Genomic DNA, 23,908 nt, shown 5'->3' with positions numbered 1-23,908 from the left:
GGCTTGCTCGCGAAAACGGAGCAACAGTCAACATTGATGGTGACTGACACACCGCTTTCGCGAGCAAGCCCGCTCCCACAGGGGATATCAGCATTCTGAATGTCGGGTTAAATGCAACGCTTACCAGGCTGGCAACCCGCCACGGCTGACCTATGCTGAAAGCAGTACCCCAGGGTATTCGTTCAGAGGTCACCGCCATGAACATCAAAACAAAAAGACGCCTCGCCATCTTTGTCACCTGCACCGCCACGCTGGCGCTGTATGGCACTGCGGCCTATCGGGTCGAGCAGACCCGGCAACTGCCTCGTGAATACGCCAGTTGCAACTTCGAACGGTGCATCCCCCACAGCGCGACCCTGAACGCGTTGCGCTGAGGCGTACTCAGTCGTCCTGTTGATCGGTCTTGAGCCGGTCGCGGAAGGCTTTGGGCGAGATTCCCACACGCCGACGGAACAGTCGGGTGAAGTTGGTCGGGTCAGAGAATCCGAGCATCTCGGAAATCTCGTAAATCGTCAGGCCGGTGTAGGTCAGCAGCCGCTTGGCTTCCAACAACTGGCGCTCATGCATGATCTGCAACGCCGGTTGCCCCGCCAGTTCCCGGCAGGTGCCGTTGAGGTGCGACACGGAAATCCCCAGGCGATGGGCCAAGTCTTCGACCTTGACGTGCTGGCGATAGGTTTCTTCCACCAACTGAATGAACCCGTTGAGGTATTCCCGGGCCCGCTGTGGACGCTGGGTAGAGGTGCGCCGCTGCATCACCTGGCGGCTGACCCAGACCATGATCACGCTGACCAGGGCATGCATCAGCATCTCCCGCGCCGGCTGATGGCCGACGTATTCGGCCTGCAAGGCACTGAACAGGCTGTTGAGGTAGGCGGCGTTTTCACCGGCCGGGTAGCTTTCGGCCTGGGCCAGGATATTGACCGAATGGCCCAGCTGCGATTGCAGGTGCGTCACCAGCGGTGCCGCCAGGGTCACCACGTAACCTTCCACATCCTCGGAAAAACGAAAGCCATGGACCGACAGCGGCGGCAGGATCTGCACCGCCGGCTCACCGAGTTGTGTGCGCTGCCCCTCGATTTCCAGTTCTGCCTGGCCCTTGAAGACAAACAGCAATTGGCAAAGATCAGCATGCCGATGGGGTTTGATTTCCCACTGGTGCTCGCGACTGCGCTTGGAAATGGTTTCGCAATGCAGCAAATCCGGGGTCGGCCAGTCCTGGCTTTCGCCGTAGAGCTTGAACACCGGGATCGAAGGCAGGTCAGGTTTTTTCATAACGTGGATCCGGGCCAGGGGTTGCGGGCGATAATCGCACCGATTGGCAGAAAGTACAGGTATCGGCTCAGTTTTCCCCTTCAATTGACAGGCCAGCAAGCGAAAAATGCAAGCACTCGGTCCATAACAATCACCACCGACTTTGGTCGCGTGCTTCGTGCGAGTCATAAGAACAATGAAAACCCTCAAGACCCAAGTCGCCATTATCGGCGCCGGCCCCTCTGGCCTGCTGCTCGGCCAGTTGCTGCACAACGCCGGCATCGACACCGTCATCCTCGAACGCCAGACCCCCGACTATGTACTGGGCCGCATCCGTGCCGGTGTGTTGGAGCAAGGCATGGTCGAACTGCTGCGTCAGGCCGGCGTGGGCCAACGCATGGACGCCGAGGGCCTGCCCCACGACGGTTTTGAGTTGGCGCTCAATGATCGCCGGGTGCACATCGACCTCAAGGGGCTGACCGGTGGCAAAGGCGTGATGGTCTATGGCCAGACCGAAGTCACCCGTGACTTGATGGCCGCCCGTGAAGCCGCCGGCGCCCGCACGCTGTACCAGGTCGATAACGCCCAGCCCCACGACATGCAAACCGACCACCCCTGCGTGACCTTCGAGCATCACGGGGAAACCTGGCGCCTGGACTGCGACTATATTGCCGGTTGTGACGGTTTCCATGGCGTGGCGCGCCAGTCGATTCCTGCGGAAAAACTGAAAGTCTTCGAGCGGGTCTACCCGTTTGGCTGGCTTGGCGTGTTGGCCGACACCCCACCGGTTCACGAGGAACTGGTCTACGCCCGTCACGAACGCGGTTTTGCCCTGTGCAGCATGCGCTCCAAGACCCGCACCCGTTATTACCTGCAAGTGCCCGCCGAGGAACAAGTGGCCGACTGGCCGGACGAGCGCTTCTGGACTGAACTGAAGACCCGCCTGCCCGCTGATCTGGCCGAAGCGCTGGTGACCGGCCCATCCATCGAGAAAAGCATCGCGCCGTTGCGCAGCTTCGTGGTCGAGCCCATGCAGTACGGGCGGATGTTCCTGGTGGGCGACGCGGCCCACATCGTCCCGCCCACCGGTGCCAAAGGGCTGAACCTGGCCGCCAGCGATGTCAGCACGTTGTTCAACATCCTGCTCAAGGTCTATCGCGACGGCCGGGTGGATTTGCTGGAAAAATATTCCGCCATCTGCCTGCGGCGGGTCTGGAAAGCCGAGCGTTTCTCCTGGTGGATGACCTCGATGTTGCACCGCTTCGACGACGACGCCTTCAACCAGCGCATCAGCGAAGCGGAGCTGGAATATTTCGTCGACTCCGAGGCCGGTCGAAAAACCATCGCAGAGAATTACGTCGGACTTCCTTACGAGGCTATCGAATAGCCGCCTACCGACTTAAACTGCGGGCTCCGTCCCATTCGCCTCATTGGCGTGATGCCCGCAGGTTCTGCCGTGACACAGCTCAATACCCTCCAAGCCCCGACGCCAGCCATACGCAGCGTGCTGGTGGCCCTGATGCTGGCGATTTTCCTCGGTGCGTTGGACCAGACCATCGTCGCCGTGTCGATGCCGGCCATCTCCGCACAATTCAAGGACGTCAGCCTGCTGGCCTGGGTGATTTCCGGCTACATGGTCGCCATGACCGTGGCCGTACCGATCTACGGCAAGCTCGGCGACCTCTACGGTCGCCGGCCGCTGATGCTGTTCGGCATGGGCCTGTTCACCCTGGCCTCGCTGTTTTGTGGCCTGGCGCAAAACATGGAGCAACTGGTACTGGCGCGGATTCTCCAGGGCATCGGCGCCGGCGGGATGATTTCCGTGAGCCAGGCGATCATCGGCGACATCGTGCCGCCCCGCGAACGTGGCCGCTACCAGGGCTATTTCAGCAGTATGTACGCGGTGGCCAGCGTGGCGGGGCCGGTGCTGGGCGGCTACATGACCGAATACCTGTCGTGGCGCTGGGTGTTCTGGATCAACCTGCCGCTGGGCCTGGCGGCCTGGTGGGTGGCCCGACGCACCCTGGTCGGGCTGCCACTGCCGCAACGCACGCCGATCATCGATTACCTGGGCACTGTGTTGCTGATCATTGGCTTGACCGCCCTGCTGCTGGGCATCACCGAGATCGGCCAGGGCCATGCCTGGCACAGCCGCGAAGTGCTGGGGCTGTTGGGTTGCGCGGTGGTGGCGTTGGGGGTGTTTGTCTGGCATGAGCGCCGGGCCCGGGAGCCGTTGCTGCCGATGCACCTGTTCGTCAACCGCAACGCGGTGTTGTGTTGGTGCACGGTGTTCTTCACCAGTTTCCAGGCGATTTCCCTGACCGTGCTGGTGCCGCTGCGCTTTCAGAGCGTGACCGGCGCGGGCGCCGACAGCGCGGCGTTGCACTTGTTGCCGCTGGTAATGGGGCTGCCGATCGGCGCGTATTTCGCCGGGCGGAGGACTTCGGTCACGGGGCGCTACAAACCGATGATCCTGAGCGGCGCGCTGCTCTTTCCGTTTGCCATCCTCGGCATGGCCGTCACTGCGCCCGACGCGCTCTGGTTGAGCGGTGTGTTCATGCTGCTCAGTGGCATCGCCTCGGGCATGCAGTTTCCAACCTCATTGGTGGGCTCGCAGAACTCCGTGGAACAAGCGGACATCGGCGTCGCCACCAGCACCACCAACCTGTTCCGCGCCCTTGGCGGCGCGGTGGGCGTGTCGCTGATGTCGGCGTTGTTGCTGGCCTTGCTACAGGATTCAAGCTTTGCCCAGCTTTCCGGCGCGTCGCTGGTTGGCGAAGGACATTCCGGCAATGTGTTGCTGGACGGTCTCAACGCTGCTCCGGGCGAGGCGCAGAGCACCTTGCGCCAGGCGTTGCAGGCGACGTTCCGGCATTTGCTGTTGATTAGCGCGGCGGTGTCGTTGCTGGGGTTGGCGGCGGCGGTGGCGATGCCCAATCGGGTGTTGCGGGGGCGGGATGAAAAGGTTCGGTAGCCAGAACGCACACAAGATCTGCGATAAAACACAAAACCTGAGACAACCACAATCCTGTGGCGAGGGGATTTATCCCCGTTGGGCTGCGAGGGACTGTCAGATATTTTGTGTGCGGGCCGGTAACGGCCTGCCGTTAGGCAGGCCATGCTTTTACCAGGTCGGTCTGATAAATCGATCTCCGTACAGAATCGCGAATTGATTCATCGCACTTTTCCAGTCATGGGCCGCTGAACCCCAGTTTGCTGTGATATTGCGCAGCCCAAGCCAGATCAGCTTGGTCGCCGCATCGTCGGTCGGGAAGTGGCCTCGGGTCTTGATGATCTTGCGCAGTTGAGCGTTGATGCTCTCAATGGCGTTGGTCGTGTAGATCACTTTTCGGATCGCCGGCGGGAAAACGAAAAAAGGAATCACACGATCCCAAGCGCGGCGCCAAGCAGCCACTACCGTCGGATACTGCTTGCCCCATGGCCCGCTTTCAAACGCATCCAGCGCTTGCTCGGCCGCTTCGGCGGTGACTGCCTGATAGATCGGTTTGAGCGCCTTGGCCAGTTCGCGGCGCTTATCCCAAGCCGCGTAATCAAGACTGTTGCGGATCAGATGAACAATGCATGTTTGCAGTGTCGTGTCCGGAAATACAGCGCTGAGAGCTTCCGGCATGCCTTTAAGGCCATCGGTCACAGCAATCAACACGTCTTCGACGCCGCGTGTCTTGAGGTCGTTGAACACCTTCATCCAGAATTTGGCGCCCTCGGTCGTTTCGATCCAAATGCCGAGAATATCGCGTGTTCCGTCAGGCAAAACACCCAAGGCCAGGTAGATTGCCTTGTTGCGAACCAGCCCCTCTTCGCGGATTTTGACCCGCAGAGCATCGAAGAAAATAACCGGATACATCGGCTCCAAAGGCCGCTGTTGCCAGGCACCGATCTCTGCCATGACTTCGTCGGTTACAGAGCTAATGAAGTCGGGAGAAACGTCCGTACCGTACTGCTCGGAAAGAAACGCACGGATCTCTCTAACAGTCATTCCGCGGGCATACATGGCGATGATCTTGTCGTCGAACCCAGTGTAACGCCGCTCGTGTTTGGGGATCAGGATGGGAGAAAAACTGCCGTCCCGGTCGCGAGGAATATCCAGTCGGAGCGGACCATCACCGGTTAGAACCGTCTTGCCGCTTTTGCCATTGCGCTGGTTGGTTTCATCCTCTGGGCGCTGCGCGCCCGGCGGATAGCCCAGGTGGTGGCCAAGCTCAGCACTCAAGGCTCGCTCGATCAAAGCCTTCTTGAACGCCGCAGAGGCATCCTCAATGGCTTCAGCGGTCATCGGTCCATCGGTAAATTGCTCAAGCAGCTCTTTCGGGATTTTCGGCAGCTCTCGCAACGCGGGTTTCTTCTTGGTTGGCATACATGCACCTCTTACTCATGTTATGCCCGAACACAAAATTTCTGACACCCCCGGCTGCGAAGCAGCCCCCAAAAAGCACTCAATCGATCTGACACACCGCGACATTGGCTTTAGGGCTGCTGCGCAGCCCAGCGGGGATAAATCCCCTCGCCACAGAGCCCGTGCCTGGCCCTACTAAGCCGTCGCCGCCACCACCACTCCCGGCTCCCCCACCACACTCATCCCCTCCTTCATCCGCTTGGCATCGCGCACAAAACAGCGCGACGCCAGAAACAAAAACAGCATGGTCAAGAGCAGCCCGACCGGTATCAGGTACATCGCATCATGCAAGCCGATGGCCTTGAACGCTTCGGTCATTTGATCGACACCCGCAGCCGCCATGGCCGTGCGAGCGAAATAATCGGACAGGCCACCGACCACCACCGGACCCAGGCCACCGCCGAGCAAATACAAACCGGCAAAGTACAATGCCATCGCCGTGGCCCGCAGGCGTGGTTCCACCACGTCCTGGATCGCGGTGTAGACGCAGGTGTAAAAGTTATAGGCAAACAACCACCCCACACTGAACACCGCCACGAACACGCCGATTTCAATTCGCCCGGCATGCAGTGCCCACGCCGTGGTGACCGTCGAAATGGCCAGGCTGAACGCCGCGAACAGCAGCCGACCATTGGGCACCCGCTGATGAATCTTATCGGCGACCCAACCGCCAAGGGTCAAGCCGAACAACCCGGTCACGCCCACCATGATCCCGGTGGCCACCGCGGCCTCGTGCAGCGGCATCAGGAAGTAACGTTGCAGCATCGGCACCAGGAATGAATTGCAGGCATAGGTGGCGAAGTTGAAGCACAGCCCCGCCAGCACCAACCACAGGAATGTAGGAATCGCCAGCACCCGACGGATCGGCCGGTCGACCTTTTCCTGGGACACCTGCACGGTTTCCGCCGCGCCGCGCTTGGGTTCCTTGATGAAGAACATGAACAAGGCCAGCACCAACCCCGGCACGGCTGCGATAAAGAACGGCGCACGCCAGCTGTCGAAAGCCTTGACCATCGCCCCGATGGTGAAGAAGGCCAACAGCAAGCCAATTGGCAGGCCCAACATAAAGATGCCCATGGCCCGCGCCCGGCGATGGGCCGGGAACAGATCGCCAATCAGCGAGTTGGCCGCCGGCGCGTAACTGGCTTCACCGATGCCAACGCCCATGCGCACCACCAGGAACGCCCAGAAACTGCCCACCAGGCCGTTGACCGCCGTCAGCGCGCTCCAGGTCGCCAGGCCCCAACCCATCAATTTGCTGCGCGAACCGGTATCGGCCATGCGCCCCAGCGGCAACCCGGCAATGGCGTAGACGATGGTGAAGGCGGTGCCGATGATGCCGATCTGGAAGTCGCTGAGGCTCCATTCCATACGGATCGGCTCAATGATGATTGCCGGAATGGTGCGGTCGAAGAAGTTGAACAGATTGGCCAGAAACAGCAGGAACAGAATGCGCCAGGCATTCGCCGCTTGGGTCGAGTTCTGCATGGGTCCGTCTCTTTTATTGTTATGGAGCATTAGCGGAATCTGCAATCTAGACAGCGGCGCGCAGGCTGTCTCCAATCATTCGCAAGGCTGATACCCACCCATGGCAAGCGGCGCGTTTTTTGATAACGGTCAATTTCCTGTAACAATTGCCATCATTTCGCCCATTCTTGATTAAAGATCGTCTTCCGGTGGCCGATCCAACCTATCAGGAAAGAATCTCCCGAGCGGCGCTCAGGCTATAGCCCTGAACGCTCGGGCCGACCTTCGCGCCATCCAAGGACGCGAGCTCCCATCCGCGATGGTTCGATGACTGCATTCGTCGAGCCACCAGTTCAGGCACATGGCGCACAATGACCTCAAAAAAAACAGCCACTGCGGTATCCGATCTGACCTTGAGCCCGGCCGCCAACGGCCCGGAAGTCTCGAAGCCGTCGAGCCCCCCGCGCCCTCTGTCGACCCAGCAGTATCTGTATTTCACCGAAACCAACACCGACCGTATCCTCGACAACCTCGACGGCCTGCGCGACACCGTGTTCCCACGCCCGCCGCATCTGGTGGATGACAACAGCGAGCGCGACCAGCAGGAGTTCCCGTCGGTGTGCCTGATCGGCTTGGGACGTTGCGGTTCCAACATCGCCCTGGACGTGGCGGAGCTGGTGTACAACGCCCGCAAGTTCTACCTCAACGAATTCAATGCTGAAGACAAGGGCTACAGCGACAAGGGCTACAGCCCTGCGCAGTGGATCCGCAACAACCTGCGCCTGGGCACCAGCAAGGCCAGCAAACCGGTGTTCCTGGTGGAACCGCTGGTGATGCTCGGTGACTTGGACAAAGACATCGCGGGGCGCATCCGCTTCTCACGCAAGGGCGAGAAAAGCGGCTTCTTGCGCGACTACAGCAAAATGAAAATCATGGACCTGTCGGAAGTCCATGCCGGTGGCGCCGGCAACGCACCGATCCTGGGCCAGTACCTGGCCAAGATCATCCTGAACAAGGACACCCAGCGTTTCTCCAGCCCCGACTGGAAAATGATCCACTCGTACCTGATCGACAGCTGCGGCATCAAGGCCAACCAGTCGCGCCTGTACTTCTCGATCTTCAGTGCCGGCGGCGGTACGGGTTCGGGCATGGCCTCGGAGTTCGGCCTGGCCCAGCAGTATTCGTACATGAACAAGACGTTCGACACCAAGCCGATGGACGAACACGACAGCAAGAGCGGTCATTCCTTCGTCTTCGAACCGATCTTCACCAGTGGCATCTGCGTGCTGCCGAACATTTCCGACCACCGCAGCGAAATGTCCGAAGCCCTGCACATCAACGCCGGACGCCTGCTGTGCAAGTACCTGTCGGAAGAATGGGATTTCTCGTACAACTTCGCCAATGAAGACAGCAGCGAAGCCAGCGTCATGGGCCGTATCCGTCCGTGGAACGCGATGATGCTGATCTCCAACGACATCATGCGCTACGCCGAAGAGAGCGATGACGGCAACATCCAGAACATTGATGTCAATGCCATGGAAAAGCACGCCAACCAGTACATCTCCCAGCAGATCTTCAACATCCTGACGGCCCAGGCCGTGACCACCGACTACGACCAGAACTATTTCCGGCGTGCCGGCATCGACATCGGCGAAACCATTCGCCTGGACGCCAACGACCTGTTCATGAGCCTGGCCGGCCCGGTGGCGATTGCCTACGCCGAATCCGTCGTCCCGGAAACGCCGGCGCCCAGCGGCGACAAGTTCAAGGTGTTCGAGAAAGAGCCGCCACGCCTGAACATCGACGACCTGTTCTTCCGCTCCATCGACCTGCCGCACTTCAATAAAGTCACCCAGGCCATCGAAGGTATCAGCCTGCTGCCGATCGAATCCAAGCGCTACCGCGCCTCGCTTGAGCAGTACAAGAACTCCGGCTACGACGCCGCGGCGTTGCATGACCTGCACTTCTTCAAGAACTGCTCGTCGGTGGTGTCCATCGTCTCGTTGCCCAAGGACTACAAGCTGTCCTACATGGACCTGAACCGGCTCAAGACCCACCTCAACAGCCTGTTCCCCAACACCACGCTCAAGCGTTACGCGCTGGTGATCGGCGCCTCGGCCAACTTGTCGCTGACCACCCTGATCGCCAAGAGCCCGTGCCTGTCGGATGACTTCCTGACCCTGATCGTGGCCTTTATCAAACGCTGCTTCGCCCGTAACCCGTACCGTTTCGACGACACCCTGGACAACTCGATCCTGGACTTCATCATCAATGAAGACTTCGACGAAGAACGGATCGACGAGTTGCTCAACGAATTCGAAAACCCGGCGAAAATCCTCGACACCAATTGGTACGCGATCAAACCGATGTACGAGAAGAAATACCGCGAGCTGATCAGCGACAAGGACAAGTTCGTCTCGATCAACGACATCCGCCTGTCCCGCGACTGCGTGAAGAAGGCCATCAAGTACCTGCGCGAGATTTACCGTCACCGCATTGGCAAGACCAAGGTTATTTCCCTGAACAACCATACGGGCAAGACTTACTGAGGCCCGGCGCAACACCGCGTCGCCCCTTTTGCGAGCAAGCTCGCTCCTACATTGGACAGTATTCACAACGCCATGTGGGAGCGAGCTTGCTCGCGATGGCGGCCTTAAAGAGCCAAAGAAACAACATCCAGAAACAATTGAGCAGCCCAAAGGCTGCTCCATAAACTGTTCCCGTTACGTATACGTCACCCTACCTTGTGGCGTTTCGCCACGGCAGGCTGCCATCACGCTACTCACCTACACACTTTCCCGCGACAAAAAACACGACCCAAGTTGGTGCATCGATCAGTTCGACGCTCTTTCCTGGATCAAAATCCAGGGTGAAACCACCACTGCCCAAAGCTGCGGATCACGCTCCAGAAAATCCAGCGCCCGCGTTTCAGACAGCTTGGCGACCTGCTCGGCGGCCAGCCAGGCGGCGACTTTGGTACCTTCGTCCTGGGCAACGGCCTCGGCAGCGGCGATCAAATCCAGTGCCGGATCGACCCACAATAGGGCACCCTTGGCGAAGAACGGCTCCAGCTCTTTCCAAGTAATAGGTGCGGTTTCACCAAGCAGTTTGGCATAGAGGGTGCTAGGTTCTTGATTCATGGGACCTGTCCGGAAAAGAAATCGGCGCGAATGATAACGTCGGTGGTCTGGCAGAAAAACCCGGTAGCAATTTGCAGCACCGATTGAAAAGCGCAGGAAAGCCAAGGATTGCCGATATGTCCGGACAAACCCCGCCGCCATTCTGTCTTTTTCTTTCAATTAAGCGACACCCTCAGGTTTTGCCCCCAAGCGCCAGCTTCCCTTGCCAACAATCGGCGCTCTACACTGTACCGGTACAGTTGCCGGGGGCATTTTCCGCGGGGATATCCAAGATATCTGACCCGGTTCTGCTGCTACGGCGCCAGGACTATAAAAACTACAACAGCATGAGTGGAGCACTATGACTAAGGCTACTAAGCAGATTTCCAAACTGTTTGCCGCTATGGTTCTGGCCGGGGTTGCCAGCCATTCGTTTGCCGCCGACACCATCAAGATCGGCATCGCCGGCCCAAAAACCGGCCCTGTAGCCCAGTACGGCGACATGCAGTTCAGTGGCGCCAAGATGGCCATCGAACAGATCAACGCCAAGGGTGGCGTCGACGGCAAGAAACTTGAAGCCGTTGAGTACGATGACGCCTGTGATCCAAAACAAGCGGTCGCGGTCGCGAACAAAGTCGTCAACGACGGCATCAAGTTCGTGGTTGGCCACCTGTGCTCCAGCTCCACCCAGCCGGCTTCGGACATCTATGAAGACGAAGGCGTGATCATGATCACCCCGGCCGCTACCAGCCCGGACATCACCGCTCGCGGCTACAAGATGATCTTCCGCACCATCGGCCTGGACAGCGCCCAAGGCCCTGCGGCCGGCAACTACATCGCCGACCACGTCAAGCCGAAAATCGTTGCGGTCCTGCACGACAAGCAGCAGTACGGTGAAGGCATTGCCAGCGCTGTGAAGAAAACCCTCGAAGGCAAAGGCGTCAAGGTTGCTGTGTTCGAAGGCGTAAACGCCGGCGACAAAGACTTCTCCTCGATGATCGCCAAGCTCAAGCAAGCCAACGTCGACTTCGTCTACTACGGCGGCTACCACCCAGAGCTGGGCCTGATCCTGCGTCAATCCCAGGAAAAAGGCCTGAAAGCCAAGTTCATGGGTCCGGAAGGCGTGGGTAACGACTCGATTTCGCAGATCGCCAAGGAGTCCTCCGAAGGCCTGCTGGTGACCCTGCCGAAATCCTTCGACCAGGATCCAGCCAACATCGCCCTGGCTGACGCATTCAAAGCCAAGAAGGAAGACCCAAGCGGTCCGTTCGTGTTCCCGTCCTACTCCGCAGTGACCGTGATCGCTGACGCCATCAAGGCTGCCAAGAGCGAAGACGCAGGCAAAGTGGCTGAAGCCATCCACGCCGGCACCTTCAAGACCCCTACCGGTGACTTGAGCTTCGACAAGAACGGCGACCTGAAAGACTTCAAGTTCGTGGTTTACGAGTGGCATTTCGGCAAACCTAAAACCGAAGCTTCGCCTCAGTAAGGCCTGGCCTTACTGACTGCCAATAAAGCCCACGGCGTGCCGTGGGCTTTGTTTTAAATGTATTGGGCCGCGCTGGCGTGATCCGCCAGTCTCCCCACCTGAAAATCTCAAAACCGTCATCAGCGGTTCGCTGGCAAACCTCGTGCTCGAAGTGGATGCAGATCCACGGGGCCGGGCGGGAAAATGACTCCACCAGTGAAATGCGTATCAGGTTTTTAGGAGCGCTGTAATGCCTGACATCTATCACTTCTTCCAGCAGCTGGTTAACGGCCTGACCGTTGGCAGCACGTATGCCCTGATCGCCATCGGCTATACGATGGTCTACGGCATCATTGGAATGATCAACTTCGCCCACGGCGAGGTGTACATGATCGGCTCCTACGTGGCGTTCATCGCCATCGCCGGGCTGGCCATGATGGGACTCGACAGTGTCCCGCTGTTGATGACCGCAGCTTTCATCGCGAGCATCGTGGTCACCAGTTCGTATGGCTACAGCATCGAACGGATCGCCTACCGCCCCTTGCGCGGCAGCAACCGTCTGATTCCACTGATTTCCGCCATTGGTATGTCGATCTTCCTGCAGAACACGGTTCTGCTTTCGCAAGACTCCAAGGACAAATCCATCCCCAACCTGATTCCGGGCAACTTTGCCATCGGGCCAGGTGGCGCACATGAAGTGCTGATTTCCTACATGCAAATCGTGGTGTTCGTGGTGACCCTGGTCGCCATGCTCGGCCTGACGCTGTTCATCTCTCGCTCCCGCCTGGGCCGCGCCTGCCGCGCCTGTGCCGAAGACATCAAGATGGCCAACCTGCTGGGCATCAACACCAACAACATCATCGCCCTGACCTTTGTCATCGGTGCGGCCCTGGCGGCCATCGCTGCGGTGCTGTTGAGCATGCAATACGGCGTAATCAACCCTAACGCTGGCTTCCTCGTGGGCCTAAAGGCCTTCACCGCCGCCGTACTGGGCGGTATCGGCAGCATCCCCGGAGCGATGCTCGGCGGGCTGGTGCTGGGCGTGGCGGAAGCCTTTGGCGCCGACATATTCGGCGACCAGTACAAGGACGTCGTCGCGTTCGGCTTGTTGGTTCTGGTTCTGTTATTCCGGCCGACCGGCATCCTGGGCCGCCCGGAGGTTGAAAAAGTATGACTAGGCATCTCAAATCGGCGCTCTTCAGCGCCCTGCTGGTCTGGGCCGTGGCCTACCCGGTACTCGGTCTTAAACTGACCATCGTCGGTATCAACCTGGAAGTGCATGGCACCAGCCCGGCCATCCTGGCGACCATCGCCGTGTGTTCGGTCTTGATGTTCCTGCGCGTGCTGTTCAGCACGCAGATCAGCGCGGTATGGAAGTCGTCCCCCGGCCTGCCGGTGATCCCGGCCAAGGCCAGCAACTTCCTGACCCTGCCGACCACCCAGCGCTGGATCGTGCTGGCTCTGATCGTTGGCGCACTGGTCTGGCCGTTCTTCGGCTCCCGTGGTGCGGTGGACATCGCCACGCTGATCCTGATCTACGTGATGCTGGGCCTGGGCCTGAACATCGTGGTCGGCCTGGCCGGCCTGCTGGACTTGGGCTACGTGGGTTTCTACGCCGTCGGGGCCTACAGCTACGCGCTGCTGTCCCACTACTTCGGCCTGAGCTTCTGGATCTGCCTGCCAATCGCCGGGATGATGGCCGCCACCTTCGGTTTCCTGCTGGGCTTCCCGGTGCTGCGTTTGCGCGGCGACTACCTGGCAATCGTGACCCTGGGCTTCGGCGAGATCATCCGGCTGTTCCTGCGCAACCTGACCGACATCACCGGCGGCCCGAACGGCATCAGCAACATCCCGAAGCCAACGTTTTTCGGACTGACCTTCGACAGAACCGCCGCCGAAGGCCTGCAGACCTTCCACGAGTACTTCGGCCTGGAATACAGCTCGATCAACAAGGTGATTTTCCTCTACCTGGTTGCGCTGTTGCTGGCCCTGGCCGCGCTGTTCGTCATCAACCGCCTGCTGCGCATGCCGATTGGCCGTGCGTGGGAAGCGTTGCGTGAAGATGAAATCGCCTGCCGTGCGCTGGGTCTCAATCCGACCGTGATCAAGCTGTCGGCCTTCACCCTCGGTGCCGCGTTCGCCGGTTTTGCCGGCAGCTTCTTCGCCGCCCGTCAGGGCCTGGTGACGCCGGAATCCTTCACCTTCATCGAGTCGGCGATCATCCTCGCCATCGTGGTGCTGGGCGGGATGGGCTCGCAATTGGGGGTGATCCTGGCCGCCATCGTGATGATCCTGCTGCCGGAAATGATGCGTGAATTCAGCGAATACCGCATGTTGATGTTCGGCGCCTTGATGGTGCTGATGATGATCTGGCGTCCTCAAGGTCTGCTGCCTATGCAACGCCCGCACATGGAGCTGCGCAAATGAGCCGCGAGATCCTGAAAGTCGAAAATTTGAGCATGCGCTTCGGCGGTTTGCTGGCGGTCAACGGCGTGGCCCTGACCGTGAAAGAGAAACAGGTGGTGGCACTGATCGGGCCGAACGGTGCGGGCAAGACCACCGTGTTCAACTGCCTGACGGGTTTCTACCAGCCCACCGGCGGTACCATCCTGCTGGACGGCGAGCCGATCCAGGGCCTGCCCGGCCACCACATCGCCCGCAAAGGCGTGGTGCGCACCTTCCAGAACGTACGGCTGTTCAAGGACATGACGGCGGTCGAGAATTTGTTGATCGCCCAGCATCGTCACCTGAACACCAACTTCTTTGCCGGCCTGTTCAAGACCCCGGCGTTCCGCAAGAGCGAACGCGAGGCCATGGAGTACGCCGAGTACTGGCTGGAAAAGGTCAACCTCAAGGAGTTCGCCAACCGTACCGCCGGGACCCTGGCCTACGGTCAGCAACGGCGCCTGGAAATCGCCCGCTGCATGATGACCCGTCCGCGGATCCTCATGCTCGACGAACCGGCGGCCGGCCTGAACCCGAAGGAAACCGAAGACCTCAAGGCGCTGATCGGCGTGCTGCGTGAGGAGCACAACGTCACCGTGCTGCTGATCGAGCACGACATGAAGCTGGTCATGAGCATTTCCGACCACATCGTCGTGATCAACCAGGGCACGCCCCTGGCCGATGGCTCGCCGGAACAGATCCGCGACAATCCTGAAGTGATCAAAGCCTACCTGGGGGAAGCGTAAATGCTGCAGTTCGAAAACGTTTCCACCTTCTACGGCAAGATCCAGGCCCTGCACAGCGTCAACGTCGAAGTCCGCCAGGGCGAGATCGTGACGCTGATCGGAGCCAACGGCGCCGGTAAATCCACCCTGCTGATGACGCTCTGCGGTTCGCCCCAGGCCCACAGCGGCAGCATCCGCTACATGGGTGAGGAACTGGTGGGTCAGGACTCGTCGCAGATCATGCGCAAGAGCATTGCGGTGGTGCCGGAAGGCCGTCGGGTCTTTGCCCGGCTGACCGTGGAAGAAAACCTCGCCATGGGCGGTTTCTTCACCGACAAGGGCGACTATCAGGAACAGATGGACAAGGTGCTGCACCTTTTCCCACGCCTGAAAGAACGCTTCAACCAACGCGGCGGCACCATGTCCGGCGGCGAACAGCAAATGCTTGCCATCGGCCGCGCGCTGATGAGCAAGCCCAAGCTGCTGCTGCTCGACGAGCCTTCCCTGGGCCTGGCACCGATCATCATCCAGCAGATCTTCGACATCATCGAACAACTGCGCAAGGATGGCGTGACGGTGTTCCTGGTGGAGCAGAACGCCAACCAGGCGCTGAAAATCGCCGACCGGGCGTACGTGTTGGAGAACGGTCGGGTGGTGATGCAAGGCACCGGCGAGGCGCTGCTGACCGATCCGAAAGTGCGCGAGGCGTACCTGGGCGGTTGAGTCTGTCGCAGTAAAAGAAACGGCCTTCGGGCCGTTTTTTTTGCCCGGACCGCCCGCAATCCCCTGTGGCGAGGGAGCTTGCTCCCGCTGGGCTGCGCAGCGGCCCCAAGATTTTGCGGTTGCTGCGCAACCGAGCGGGGGCAAGCTCCCTCGCCACGGGTTTTGCAGTGCGTAAAAAAATCGAGAGTCCGCTGTAACACTTCCCCACCTCCCTTCTCTAGTTCAGCAGACCGGCGCTAACGCCGGTTCATTTCCCTGAAGAACTGGAGAATCACCATGACTGCTTCGACCCGCACCCTATCCGCCACCGCCCTGGTCCTGGCCCTGGGTTCCGCCCTGAGCATGACTGCCGCCTCGACTGTCCATGCCGCCGACGACAACATGGAAAAATGCTTCGGCGTCGCCCTCAAAGGCATGAACAACTGCGCTGCCGGTGCCGGCACCACCTGCGCAGGTACCGCAAAGATGGACTATCAGGGCAACGCATGGAAATCGGTCCCTAAAGGCACTTGCACCACCCTTGAGAGCAAGACCTCCCCCACCGGTTTCGGCCAACTCCAAGCGTTCAAAGCCAAGTCCTGATCACCTCTGCCTGAGGCCTGCCACCATGTCGAATGTCCCTTCCCTCGCCACGGATACCCGGCTGCCGCCAAGGGCAGGGTTGGGACTCAAGAGCGAGCATTTTCATGACGTGCTCCAGACCCGACCGGACCTGGGTTTCTTCGAGGTGCACGCGGAAAACTACATGGTGGCCGGCGGGCCGTTTCATCACTTCCTGGGGCGGATACGCGAATGTTATCCGTTGTCACTGCACGGCGTCGGCCTGTCGATCGGTGGAGAGGGGCCGCTGGATGTTGCGCATTTGCAGCGGCTGTCCACCCTGATCGAACGCTATCAGCCCCAGTCCTTTTCCGAACACCTGGCCTGGTCCAGCCATGGCCCGGTGTTCCTCAATGACCTGTTACCCCTGGCCTACGACGACGCAACCCTCAAGCGCGTCTGCGAACATATCGATCAAGTGCAGTCCAGGCTCAAACGTACGCTGTTGCTGGAAAACCCGGCGACCTACCTGGCGTTCGAGGAATCGACCCTCGACGAGCCTCACTTCATTGGCGAAGTGATTCGTCGCACCGGCTGCGGTCTGCTATTGGATGTGAACAACGTCTACGTCTCTGCCATCAACCACGGCCGCGATCCACAGGCCTACCTCGACGCCTTGCCCCTGCACGCTACCGGCGAGATTCATCTGGCCGGGTTTGCCGAAGACACTGACAGCCTCGGCGAGCGCTTGCTGATAGACGACCACGGCGCCCCCATCGACAACGAAGTCTGGCAGCTGTACCGCAAGGCTCTGGAGCGGACCGGGCCGGTAGCCACCCTGATCGAGCGGGACAATCACATCCCTGCATTGGAGGTGCTACTGGCCGAAGCACGCCAGGCCGAGCGACTGTTAGGCGCGGCTGGAGCCCGGCCATGAGCCGCCAGAGCGAATTTACCGCGGCCCTGCTCGACCCGCGCCTGGCCTGTCCGCCGGGCCTGATCAGTGCCAATGGCGCCAATCCTGAGCGCCGCTTCGCGGTGTACCGCAACAACGTACTCAGCTCGTTGATCAACGCCCTGGCCGACAATTATCCGGTAGGGGTAAAACTGGTGGGCGAGGAATTCTTCCGGGGAATGGCCGGCGTCTACGTCCAATCGGCGGCGCCACACAGCCCGATCATGAGCGACTACGGCGCCGATTTTGCCGACTTCATCGAACGTTTCGAACCCGCCGCCAGCGTACCTTACCTGGCGGACGTGGCCCGCCTGGAACGGCTGTACGTCGAAGCCGGGCATGCAGCCGACGCCCAGCCCATGAGCCAGGAACGAGTCGTGGAGGCGCTGTCGTCCCCTGCGCTTGCAGCACATTTGAAGATTGTTTTTCACCCCTCGCTGCGCCTGCTGCAATCCCCCTTCGCCGTGGTCGCGATCTGGGCCGCCCATCAGCAAACGCCAGTCGTGCCGTTCGAGCCATTCCCCGCGCAAAACGCCTTGGTACTGCGCAATGGCCTCGACGTGGAAGTGTTCGCGATCAGTGACGGTGCCCATGCCTTCATCACCGCCCTGCAGCAGGGCCTGCCCCTGACGGCGGCCATCGAGCGCAGCACCGACCCCGACTTGGAACACATCCTGGCGGGGCTCATCCGCCACCAAGCCATCACTGACCTCCTACTTGAACAGGTAACCCAATGAACGCCCTGATCGCTGGTTTCATTCAATGGCTGGAGAAGATTCCCCACAGCCTGATCGCCTTCATTGCGCGATTCTCCATTGCCGCGGTGTTCTGGAAATCGGGCCAGACCAAAATCGAAGGCCTGGCCATCGACCTGTTCGATGGCACCTTCCAGATCGGCCTGCCGCGGCTGGCGGACTCCACCATTCCCCTGTTCAAAAGCGAATATGCCTTGCCGCTACTCTCACCAGAATTGGCCGCGCACCTGGCGGCCTCTGCCGAGCATGTGTTCCCGGTGCTGCTTCTGTTTGGCCTGGCGACACGCTTTTCGGCGATGGCCTTGCTGGGGATGACGTTGACCATTCAGCTGTTTGTCTACCCGGACGCTTACCCGACCCATGGCACCTGGATGGCGGTGTTGCTCTACTTGATGGCTCGCGGGCCGGGGGTGTTGTCGATCGATCACCTGATCGCCAAGCGCTACGCCCACGACTGAACACAGATCCCCTGTGGGAGCGAGCTTGCTCGCGATTGCGGCGGGTCAGCTTGCACAAATACCGGATGTACCACCGCCTTCGCGAGCAAGCTCGCTCCCACATAAGGCGGCAATGGCCGGGCTATCGTTGCAAGCGATCCAACGCCTCGCCGCTGCGCTTGAACCAATCGATCAAGTAATCGGCCAACACCTGAGTGCGCTTGGGCAACCCACCTTGATACGGGTGCACCAGGTACATCGGCATGCGACGGGTCTGGTAATCGCGCAGCAACCAGCGCAGGCGTCCGTCAGCCAATTCTTCATGCAGCAGGTACGACGGCAACCGGGCGATGCCGGCACCAGCCAGGGCGGCTTTTTTCAACAGGCTGTAATGATTACTGGCGAACGGCCCCGACACCCGCACGCGCAACAGTTCGTGTTGCTGGTGATACAGCCATTCTTCGCGACCGCTGTAGTGGCTGTTGAGAAGGCAACGGTGTTCCGCCAGGGCCTTGGGGTTTTCAGGTTCGCCATAGCCTTCGAGATAGGCCGGGCTGGCGCAGGTCATTTCATGCCACGCCAACAGCGGCCGGGCCACCAATCGCTCATCGATAGCGGCGTCGGAACGGATCGCCAGATCGAAGCCGTCGCGGGTCAGGTCGCGGTAGCCGTTGTTGAGCTCCAGCTCGATTTGCACGTCGGGGTACGTGCCAGCGAACTCCAGCAGCAAACCTTCAAAGAAGGTTTCGCCCAACGAAACCGGAACTGTCATACGTACCGGCCCGGAAATATCGTCCTTCAACCGAGCCAATGCCTGACGCGCCCTTTCCACCTGCACCAGCAACGCCTGGGCCTGGGGCAACAACGCCGCGCCGGCGGCCGTGAGGCTCAAGCGCCGCGTGGTGCGTTGCAGCAACACCACGCAAAAGCGGCTCTCCAACAGGCTGATGCGCTTGGACAGCTGCCCCTTGCTGCACCCTAACTGCTGGGCCGCCAGGGTGAAGCTGCCGGCCTCCATCAAGACGGCAAATGCCGCCAGATCATCCATCTCGCTCATGGCGATTGTTTCCAAATGAAAACCAAAGGTTGCCTATTAGCGCGATTATCAATGGAAAGAACCTCTCTAGACTACAAACTCGTTCAACCCACTGAGGAACCACCATGAAAATCCTGTTGATCGGCGCCAACGGCACCATCGGTTCGGCCATTGATAACGAACTGTCGCCGCGCCACGAAATTATTCGGATTGGCCGCCAGAGCGGTGAACTGCACGTGGATATCAGCGACAGTGCCTCGATCCGCGCCCTGTTCGAAAAAACCGGGCGCTTCGATGCGCTGGTTTGCGCAGCGGGCAATGTCACCTTTGCGCCCCTGGGCGACATGACCGAAGAAAGCTTCGCCCTCGGTCTGAAAGACAAGCTGATGGGCCAGGTCAACCTGCTGCTGATTGGTCGCGAATTTGCCAACGACGGTGCGTCCTTCACCTTCACCACGGGCGTGCTCAGCCACGACCCGATCAAGAGCGGTGCTTCGGCGGCCTTGGTCAACGGGGCCCTGGACAGTTTTGTGCGCGCCGCGGCAATCGAGTTGCCACGGGGCATGCGGGTCAACTCGGTGAGCCCGAACGTGCTGCTGGAAGCCATGGACAAATACGCGCCTTATTTCCGCGGCTTCAAACCCGTACCCGCAGTGGATGTGGCATTGGCCTACGCCAAGAGCGTCGAAGGCCTACAAACCGGTCAGATCTTTCACGTGGGCTAACACCCCTTGTGATGCAGGATCAGTCTGATAACGTGGCGGCACTTGTCTGGAGACCCAATGATGCGTGCCGCCCGCTCCCTGCTGTTTGTCGCCCTCCTGCCGCTCTTCGCCGGCTGCCAATTGCTCGACGCCCGTCAGAGCGCCTCCCACGCCGGTCAGACGCGCATGCAGGGCGAACTCACTGCGGCCGATGGCAAGCTGGTGTTCCAGCCGTGCCAGGAACAGCGCCGCTACATCGTCAACGACAGCGGTGGCACCAGCGTGCTGCAACAAGCCGCCAGCCTGGCCGATGACCGGGGCAAGCTATTTGCCGATGTGCGTGGTCGTATCGTCTCCAGCACAGCCGCCGGTACCGACAGCCAACTGGACCTGGAACAGCTGTATCGCCTGGAGCGCTCGGGCACCGCTTGCGATGACGGGAATTTCAAGTTATTGATTCTGCGCGCCGCCGGCCATGGTCCTGAGTGGAACCTCAAGGCCAGCGGCAAGGGCCTGGTGCTCGAACGTGAGGGCCAACCGCCGCTGGCTGTGCCTTTCATGGAGGAGCAACTGGGCGATGGCCGCTTCAATCTCAGCACCGAGGCCAATGGCCAGAAAGTCGAGCTCTGGGTCACTCCCCAACGCTGCATCGACAGCGTCACCGGCAGCGTTCAGCACATGAGCGCCGAACTGCGGGTCAACGGCCAGGTCCAGCGCGGCTGCGGTTACTTCGGTGGTGCGCGCGACGACTGATTCCGTGGCGTCAGGCAGGTTTAAGTGAACGCCGTTATAGGGGAACCGGGAATTCGGCTTATAATCGCCGGCTTCAAACGCCTTGGCGCAGTTGTGCGCCCCGCGAACCGGATCCCGCCATGTTACGAATCACCGAACTCAAGCTGCCGATCGACCATCCCGAAGAAGACCTGCGCCCTGCCATCGTGCAGCGCCTGGGCATCGCCAGCGATGACCTGCTCGACTTCACCTTGTTCAAACGCAGCTATGACGCGCGCAAAAAATCCTCCGAACTGTGTTTCATCTACACCATCGACCTGATGGTGCGCGATGAAGCCAGCCTGCTGCGCAAGTTCGCCGATGACCGCAACGTCAACGAAGCGCCGGATGTCAGCTACAAAGTGGTGGGCCAGGCCCCGGCCGACCTGAACGAACGGCCGATCGTGGTCGGTTTCGGCCCGTGCGGGATCTTCGCCGCCATGCTGCTGGCGCAAATGGGCTTCAAGCCAATCGTTCTCGAGCGCGGCCCGGAAGTGCGCCAGCGCACCAAGGACACTTGGGGCCTGTGGCGCAAAAGCGTGCTCAATCCCGAGTCCAACGTGCAATTCGGCGAGGGCGGCGCGGGAACGTTTTCCGATGGCAAGCTCTATAGCCAGATCAAGGATCCGAAGTTCCTGGGCCGCAAGGTCCTGCACGAGTTCGTCAAAGCCGGGGCGCCGGAAGAAATCCTCTACGTCAGCAAGCCACACATCGGTACGTTCCGTCTGACAGGCGTGGTGGAAAACATGCGTGAGCAGATTCGCGCCCTGGGCGGTGAAGTGCGCTTCCAGGAGCGGGTCACCGATGTGCTGATCGAGGACGGCCAACTGGTCGGCGTCGAGCTGGCCAGCGGCGAACGGATTCATTCAAGGCATGTGATCCTGGCCCTGGGCCACAGCGCCCGGGACACTTTCCGCATGCTCCACAGCCGCGGCGTGTACATGGAAGCCAAGCCGTTTTCGGTGGGTTTCCGTATCGAACACCCGCAATCGCTGATCGACAGCGCGCGCCTGGGCAAGTACGCCGGCCACCCGAAACTGGGGGCCGCAGACTACAAACTGGTGCACCACGCCAAGAACGGTCGCTCGGTGTACAGCTTCTGCATGTGCCCAGGCGGCACCGTGGTGGCGGCGACTTCCGAGCCGAACCGCGTCGTGACCAATGGCATGAGCCAGTATTCACGCAACGAGCGCAACGCCAACTCCGGCATCGTCGTCGGTATTACCCCGGAAGTGGATTATCCGGGCGGCCCACTGGCGGGTATCGAGCTGCAGGAACGCCTGGAGTCTCATGCCTTCGTCCTCGGCGGCAGCAACTACGAAGCCCCGGCGCAGTTGGTGGGCGATTTCATTGCCGGCAAACCGTCAACGGCACTGGGCAGCGTCGAACCGTCCTACAAGCCAGGCGTCTCGCTGGGCGACCTGGCCTTGGCCCTGCCGGACTTTGCCATCGAAGCCATCCGCGAAGCCTTGCCCGCGTTCGAAAAACAGATTCGCGGCTATTCGCTGCACGACGCCGTGCTGACCGGTATCGAGACCCGCACCTCGTCACCACTGCGCATTACCCGCGACGAAACACTGCAAAGCCTGAACGTGAAGGGGCTTTTCCCGGCGGGCGAAGGCGCCGGTTACGCGGGCGGAATCCTGTCGGCGGGCGTGGACGGGATCCGGATTGCCGAGGCTGTGGCACGGGATATCCTCGGCCTCGAGGCCTGATACCAATCTTCTGTGGGAGCGAGCTTGCTCGCGATGGCGGCTTAACATTCAACACTGACGTTGACTGACCCACCGCTATCGCGAGCAAGCTCGCTCCCACAGGGATTTCAGTGTCTGGAAGATTCAGATATTAGCCCGCAACACGCTCTCCGGCAGCACCTCCCCTCGCTCCACACTCGCCGCCACGGCAGCCATGAGCCCACTCAACTCATAGCCCTGGGCCTTGAGCCACACCGGATCGTAATAGGTCGTGGCATAGCGCTCACCGCCGTCACACAAAATCGCCACGATCGACCCCGACTCCCCCGCTTCAACCATCTGCCTCGCGGCGATCAGCGCGCCGATCAGGTTCGTACCACTGGACCCACCGACCCGCCGCCCCAAGCGCTCGGCCAGGTAATGCATGGCCGCCAGCGACAAGGCATCCGGGACCTTGACCATCGCATCGATGACTTTCGGCAAGAACGACGCCTCGACCCGTGGCCGGCCGATACCTTCGATCCGCGAGCCGCAATCCAGGCGCAGACTGGCATCGCCGCTGCGGTAGTAATCGAAGAACACCGACCGCTCGGCATCGGCACACAGCACGCGGGTGCCATGCTGGCGATAGCGAACATAACGTCCCAGGGTGGCCGTGGTGCCGCCGGTGCCGGGGCTGGAAATCAGCCAGCTCGGCTCCGGATGTCGCTCGAAGCGCATCTGCTGGAAGATCGACTCGGCAATATTGTTATTGGCCCGCCAGTCCGTGGCGCGCTCGGCATAGGTGAACTGGTCGATGAAGTGACCGTCATGTTCACGGGCCAGGCGTTCGGACTCAGCGTAGATCTGCGTAGGATCGTCCACCAGATGGCTCTGGCCACCGTAGAAAGCGATCTGTGCGATTTTTTCCCTGGAGGTGGTCGCCGGCATCACCGCAATAAAGGGCAGGCCCAGCAGCCTCGCAAAATACGCCTCCGAAATGGCTGTCGAGCCGCTGGAAGCTTCGATCACCGGCGCACCGGGCTTGAGCCAGCCGTTACACAACGCATAGAGGAACAGCGAGCGAGCCAGCCGATGCTTGAGACTGCCGGTGGGATGGCTGGATTCATCCTTGAAGTACAGCTCGATTCCCGGCAGGCCTGGCAGCGGCAGGGGAATCAGGTGTGTATCGGCACTGCGCTGGAAGTCAGCCTCAATGATGCGAATCGCTTCGCGCGCCCACTGGCGGTGGTCGTTCATGGTGTTCTCTCACTGGATCGGTTCGGCGCGGGGAAACCTGACGGTCATCCAGGCGCGACGTAGTCTCGGAAAAACCAGGCGCAAGCTTAGGAAAAAACCGACATCACGCACAGGTACAGCTAAGGTCCAATATGCGCCGTAACTGCCCGGCTGCGCGGCTCA

General features: G+C 60.4%; 22 protein-coding genes. 16 read left to right on the top strand and 6 right to left on the bottom strand.

Annotation, left to right across the window (positions count from 1 at the left end):
* Positions 1–197 precede the first annotated feature (197 nt).
* Complete coding sequence (locus CD58_RS31190) at positions 198–374, top strand: hypothetical protein (protein WP_185045826.1); 177 nt, start codon at positions 198–200, stop codon at positions 372–374.
* A 7-nt stretch (positions 375–381) separates the two neighbouring features.
* On the opposite strand, the gene CD58_RS06475 is transcribed toward CD58_RS31190, so the two are convergent.
* The gene (locus tag CD58_RS06475) at positions 382–1,275 is read right to left on the bottom strand and encodes a helix-turn-helix domain-containing protein (protein ID WP_025212229.1); all 894 of its coding nucleotides are present in this window, start codon (positions 1,273–1,275) and stop codon (positions 382–384) included.
* 175 nt (positions 1,276–1,450) lie between these two features.
* Between CD58_RS06475 and pobA the strand changes: the two genes are divergently transcribed.
* Together pobA and CD58_RS06465 are read left to right on the top strand one after the other, a co-directional pair.
* Complete coding sequence (gene pobA, locus CD58_RS06470) at positions 1,451–2,641, top strand: 4-hydroxybenzoate 3-monooxygenase (protein ID WP_025212228.1); 1,191 nt, start codon at positions 1,451–1,453, stop codon at positions 2,639–2,641.
* 51 nt (positions 2,642–2,692) lie between these two features.
* A complete protein-coding gene (locus tag CD58_RS06465; protein WP_419178822.1) occupies positions 2,693–4,228 on the top strand; it encodes an MDR family MFS transporter in 1,536 nt (511 codons plus the stop codon).
* A gap of 150 nt (positions 4,229–4,378) precedes the next feature.
* Here CD58_RS06465 and CD58_RS06460 read toward each other — a convergent pair whose 3' ends face one another.
* Together CD58_RS06460 and CD58_RS06455 are read right to left on the bottom strand one after the other, a co-directional pair.
* Positions 4,379–5,629, bottom strand: coding sequence for an IS256 family transposase (locus CD58_RS06460; protein ID WP_025211138.1), 1,251 nt, complete (start codon positions 5,627–5,629; stop codon positions 4,379–4,381).
* Positions 5,630–5,803: 174 nt separating this feature from the next.
* Positions 5,804–7,156, bottom strand: a complete 1,353-nt coding sequence (locus tag CD58_RS06455) for a spinster family MFS transporter (protein WP_025212226.1) — start codon at positions 7,154–7,156, stop codon at positions 5,804–5,806.
* Positions 7,157–7,506: 350 nt separating this feature from the next.
* On the opposite strand from CD58_RS06455, the gene CD58_RS06450 reads away from it, so the two are divergent.
* The gene (locus CD58_RS06450) at positions 7,507–9,684 is read left to right on the top strand and encodes a hypothetical protein (RefSeq protein WP_025212225.1); all 2,178 of its coding nucleotides are present in this window, start codon (positions 7,507–7,509) and stop codon (positions 9,682–9,684) included.
* Between the two features lie 285 nt (positions 9,685–9,969).
* Here CD58_RS06450 and CD58_RS06445 read toward each other — a convergent pair whose 3' ends face one another.
* Positions 9,970–10,275 (bottom strand): DUF2288 domain-containing protein, encoded by a 306-nt coding sequence (locus tag CD58_RS06445; protein ID WP_025212224.1) that lies wholly within the window; start codon positions 10,273–10,275, stop codon positions 9,970–9,972.
* Positions 10,276–10,615: 340 nt separating this feature from the next.
* On the opposite strand from CD58_RS06445, the gene CD58_RS06440 reads away from it, so the two are divergent.
* From CD58_RS06440 to CD58_RS06400, 9 genes are all read left to right on the top strand, one after another.
* Positions 10,616–11,743 (top strand): branched-chain amino acid ABC transporter substrate-binding protein, encoded by a 1,128-nt coding sequence (locus CD58_RS06440; RefSeq protein ID WP_025212223.1) that lies wholly within the window; start codon positions 10,616–10,618, stop codon positions 11,741–11,743.
* A 229-nt stretch (positions 11,744–11,972) separates the two neighbouring features.
* Positions 11,973–12,896, top strand: coding sequence for a high-affinity branched-chain amino acid ABC transporter permease LivH (livH, locus tag CD58_RS06435; RefSeq protein ID WP_014336891.1), 924 nt, complete (start codon positions 11,973–11,975; stop codon positions 12,894–12,896).
* Positions 12,893–14,149, top strand: a complete 1,257-nt coding sequence (locus CD58_RS06430; RefSeq protein WP_025212222.1) for a high-affinity branched-chain amino acid ABC transporter permease LivM — start codon at positions 12,893–12,895, stop codon at positions 14,147–14,149. Before livH ends, CD58_RS06430 begins: the two co-directional genes overlap by 4 nt.
* Positions 14,146–14,913: a high-affinity branched-chain amino acid ABC transporter ATP-binding protein LivG gene (gene livG, locus CD58_RS06425; protein WP_025212221.1), complete on the top strand. Its 768-nt coding sequence runs from the start codon at positions 14,146–14,148 to the stop codon at positions 14,911–14,913. Before CD58_RS06430 ends, livG begins: the two co-directional genes overlap by 4 nt.
* Positions 14,914–15,615 (top strand): ABC transporter ATP-binding protein, encoded by a 702-nt coding sequence (locus tag CD58_RS06420; RefSeq protein ID WP_025212220.1) that lies wholly within the window; start codon positions 14,914–14,916, stop codon positions 15,613–15,615.
* A gap of 276 nt (positions 15,616–15,891) precedes the next feature.
* Complete coding sequence (locus CD58_RS06415) at positions 15,892–16,197, top strand: DUF2282 domain-containing protein (protein WP_025212219.1); 306 nt, start codon at positions 15,892–15,894, stop codon at positions 16,195–16,197.
* Positions 16,198–16,222: 25 nt separating this feature from the next.
* A complete protein-coding gene (locus CD58_RS06410; RefSeq protein WP_025212218.1) occupies positions 16,223–17,092 on the top strand; it encodes a DUF692 domain-containing protein in 870 nt (289 codons plus the stop codon).
* A complete protein-coding gene (locus tag CD58_RS06405) occupies positions 17,089–17,847 on the top strand; it encodes a DNA-binding domain-containing protein (RefSeq protein ID WP_025212217.1) in 759 nt (252 codons plus the stop codon). Before CD58_RS06410 ends, CD58_RS06405 begins: the two co-directional genes overlap by 4 nt.
* On the top strand, positions 17,844–18,323 hold the full coding sequence (locus CD58_RS06400) for a DoxX family protein (protein ID WP_025212216.1): 480 nt from the start codon (positions 17,844–17,846) through the stop codon (positions 18,321–18,323). The genes CD58_RS06405 and CD58_RS06400 overlap by 4 nt, the downstream gene beginning before the upstream one ends.
* Before the next feature lie 121 nt (positions 18,324–18,444).
* Here the strand turns inward: CD58_RS06400 and CD58_RS06395 are convergent, their stop codons facing one another.
* Positions 18,445–19,359: a LysR family transcriptional regulator gene (locus CD58_RS06395; RefSeq protein ID WP_025212215.1), complete on the bottom strand. Its 915-nt coding sequence runs from the start codon at positions 19,357–19,359 to the stop codon at positions 18,445–18,447.
* A 104-nt stretch (positions 19,360–19,463) separates the two neighbouring features.
* Here CD58_RS06395 and CD58_RS06390 point away from each other — a divergent pair, with 104 nt between their 5' ends.
* The 3 genes from CD58_RS06390 to CD58_RS06380 all read left to right on the top strand — a co-directional run bounded on the left by CD58_RS06390 (position 19,464) and on the right by CD58_RS06380 (position 22,528).
* Positions 19,464–20,063, top strand: a complete 600-nt coding sequence (locus CD58_RS06390; protein WP_025212214.1) for a short chain dehydrogenase — start codon at positions 19,464–19,466, stop codon at positions 20,061–20,063.
* 60 nt (positions 20,064–20,123) lie between these two features.
* Positions 20,124–20,795, top strand: a complete 672-nt coding sequence (locus CD58_RS06385; protein ID WP_025212213.1) for a COG3650 family protein — start codon at positions 20,124–20,126, stop codon at positions 20,793–20,795.
* A 119-nt stretch (positions 20,796–20,914) separates the two neighbouring features.
* Positions 20,915–22,528: an NAD(P)/FAD-dependent oxidoreductase gene (locus CD58_RS06380; protein WP_025212212.1), complete on the top strand. Its 1,614-nt coding sequence runs from the start codon at positions 20,915–20,917 to the stop codon at positions 22,526–22,528.
* Between the two features lie 123 nt (positions 22,529–22,651).
* On the opposite strand, the gene CD58_RS06375 is transcribed toward CD58_RS06380, so the two are convergent.
* Positions 22,652–23,746, bottom strand: coding sequence for a PLP-dependent cysteine synthase family protein (locus CD58_RS06375; protein ID WP_025212211.1), 1,095 nt, complete (start codon positions 23,744–23,746; stop codon positions 22,652–22,654).
* Positions 23,747–23,908: the final 162 nt, after the last annotated feature.

Origin of the sequence: Pseudomonas brassicacearum (assembly GCF_000585995.1) — a bacterium.
In the GTDB taxonomy this organism is placed as follows: Bacteria; Pseudomonadota; Gammaproteobacteria; order Pseudomonadales; family Pseudomonadaceae; genus Aquipseudomonas; species Aquipseudomonas brassicacearum_A.
The sequence above is the reverse complement of the archived record's forward strand: the minus strand, read 5'-3'. Positions and strand labels throughout refer to the sequence as shown.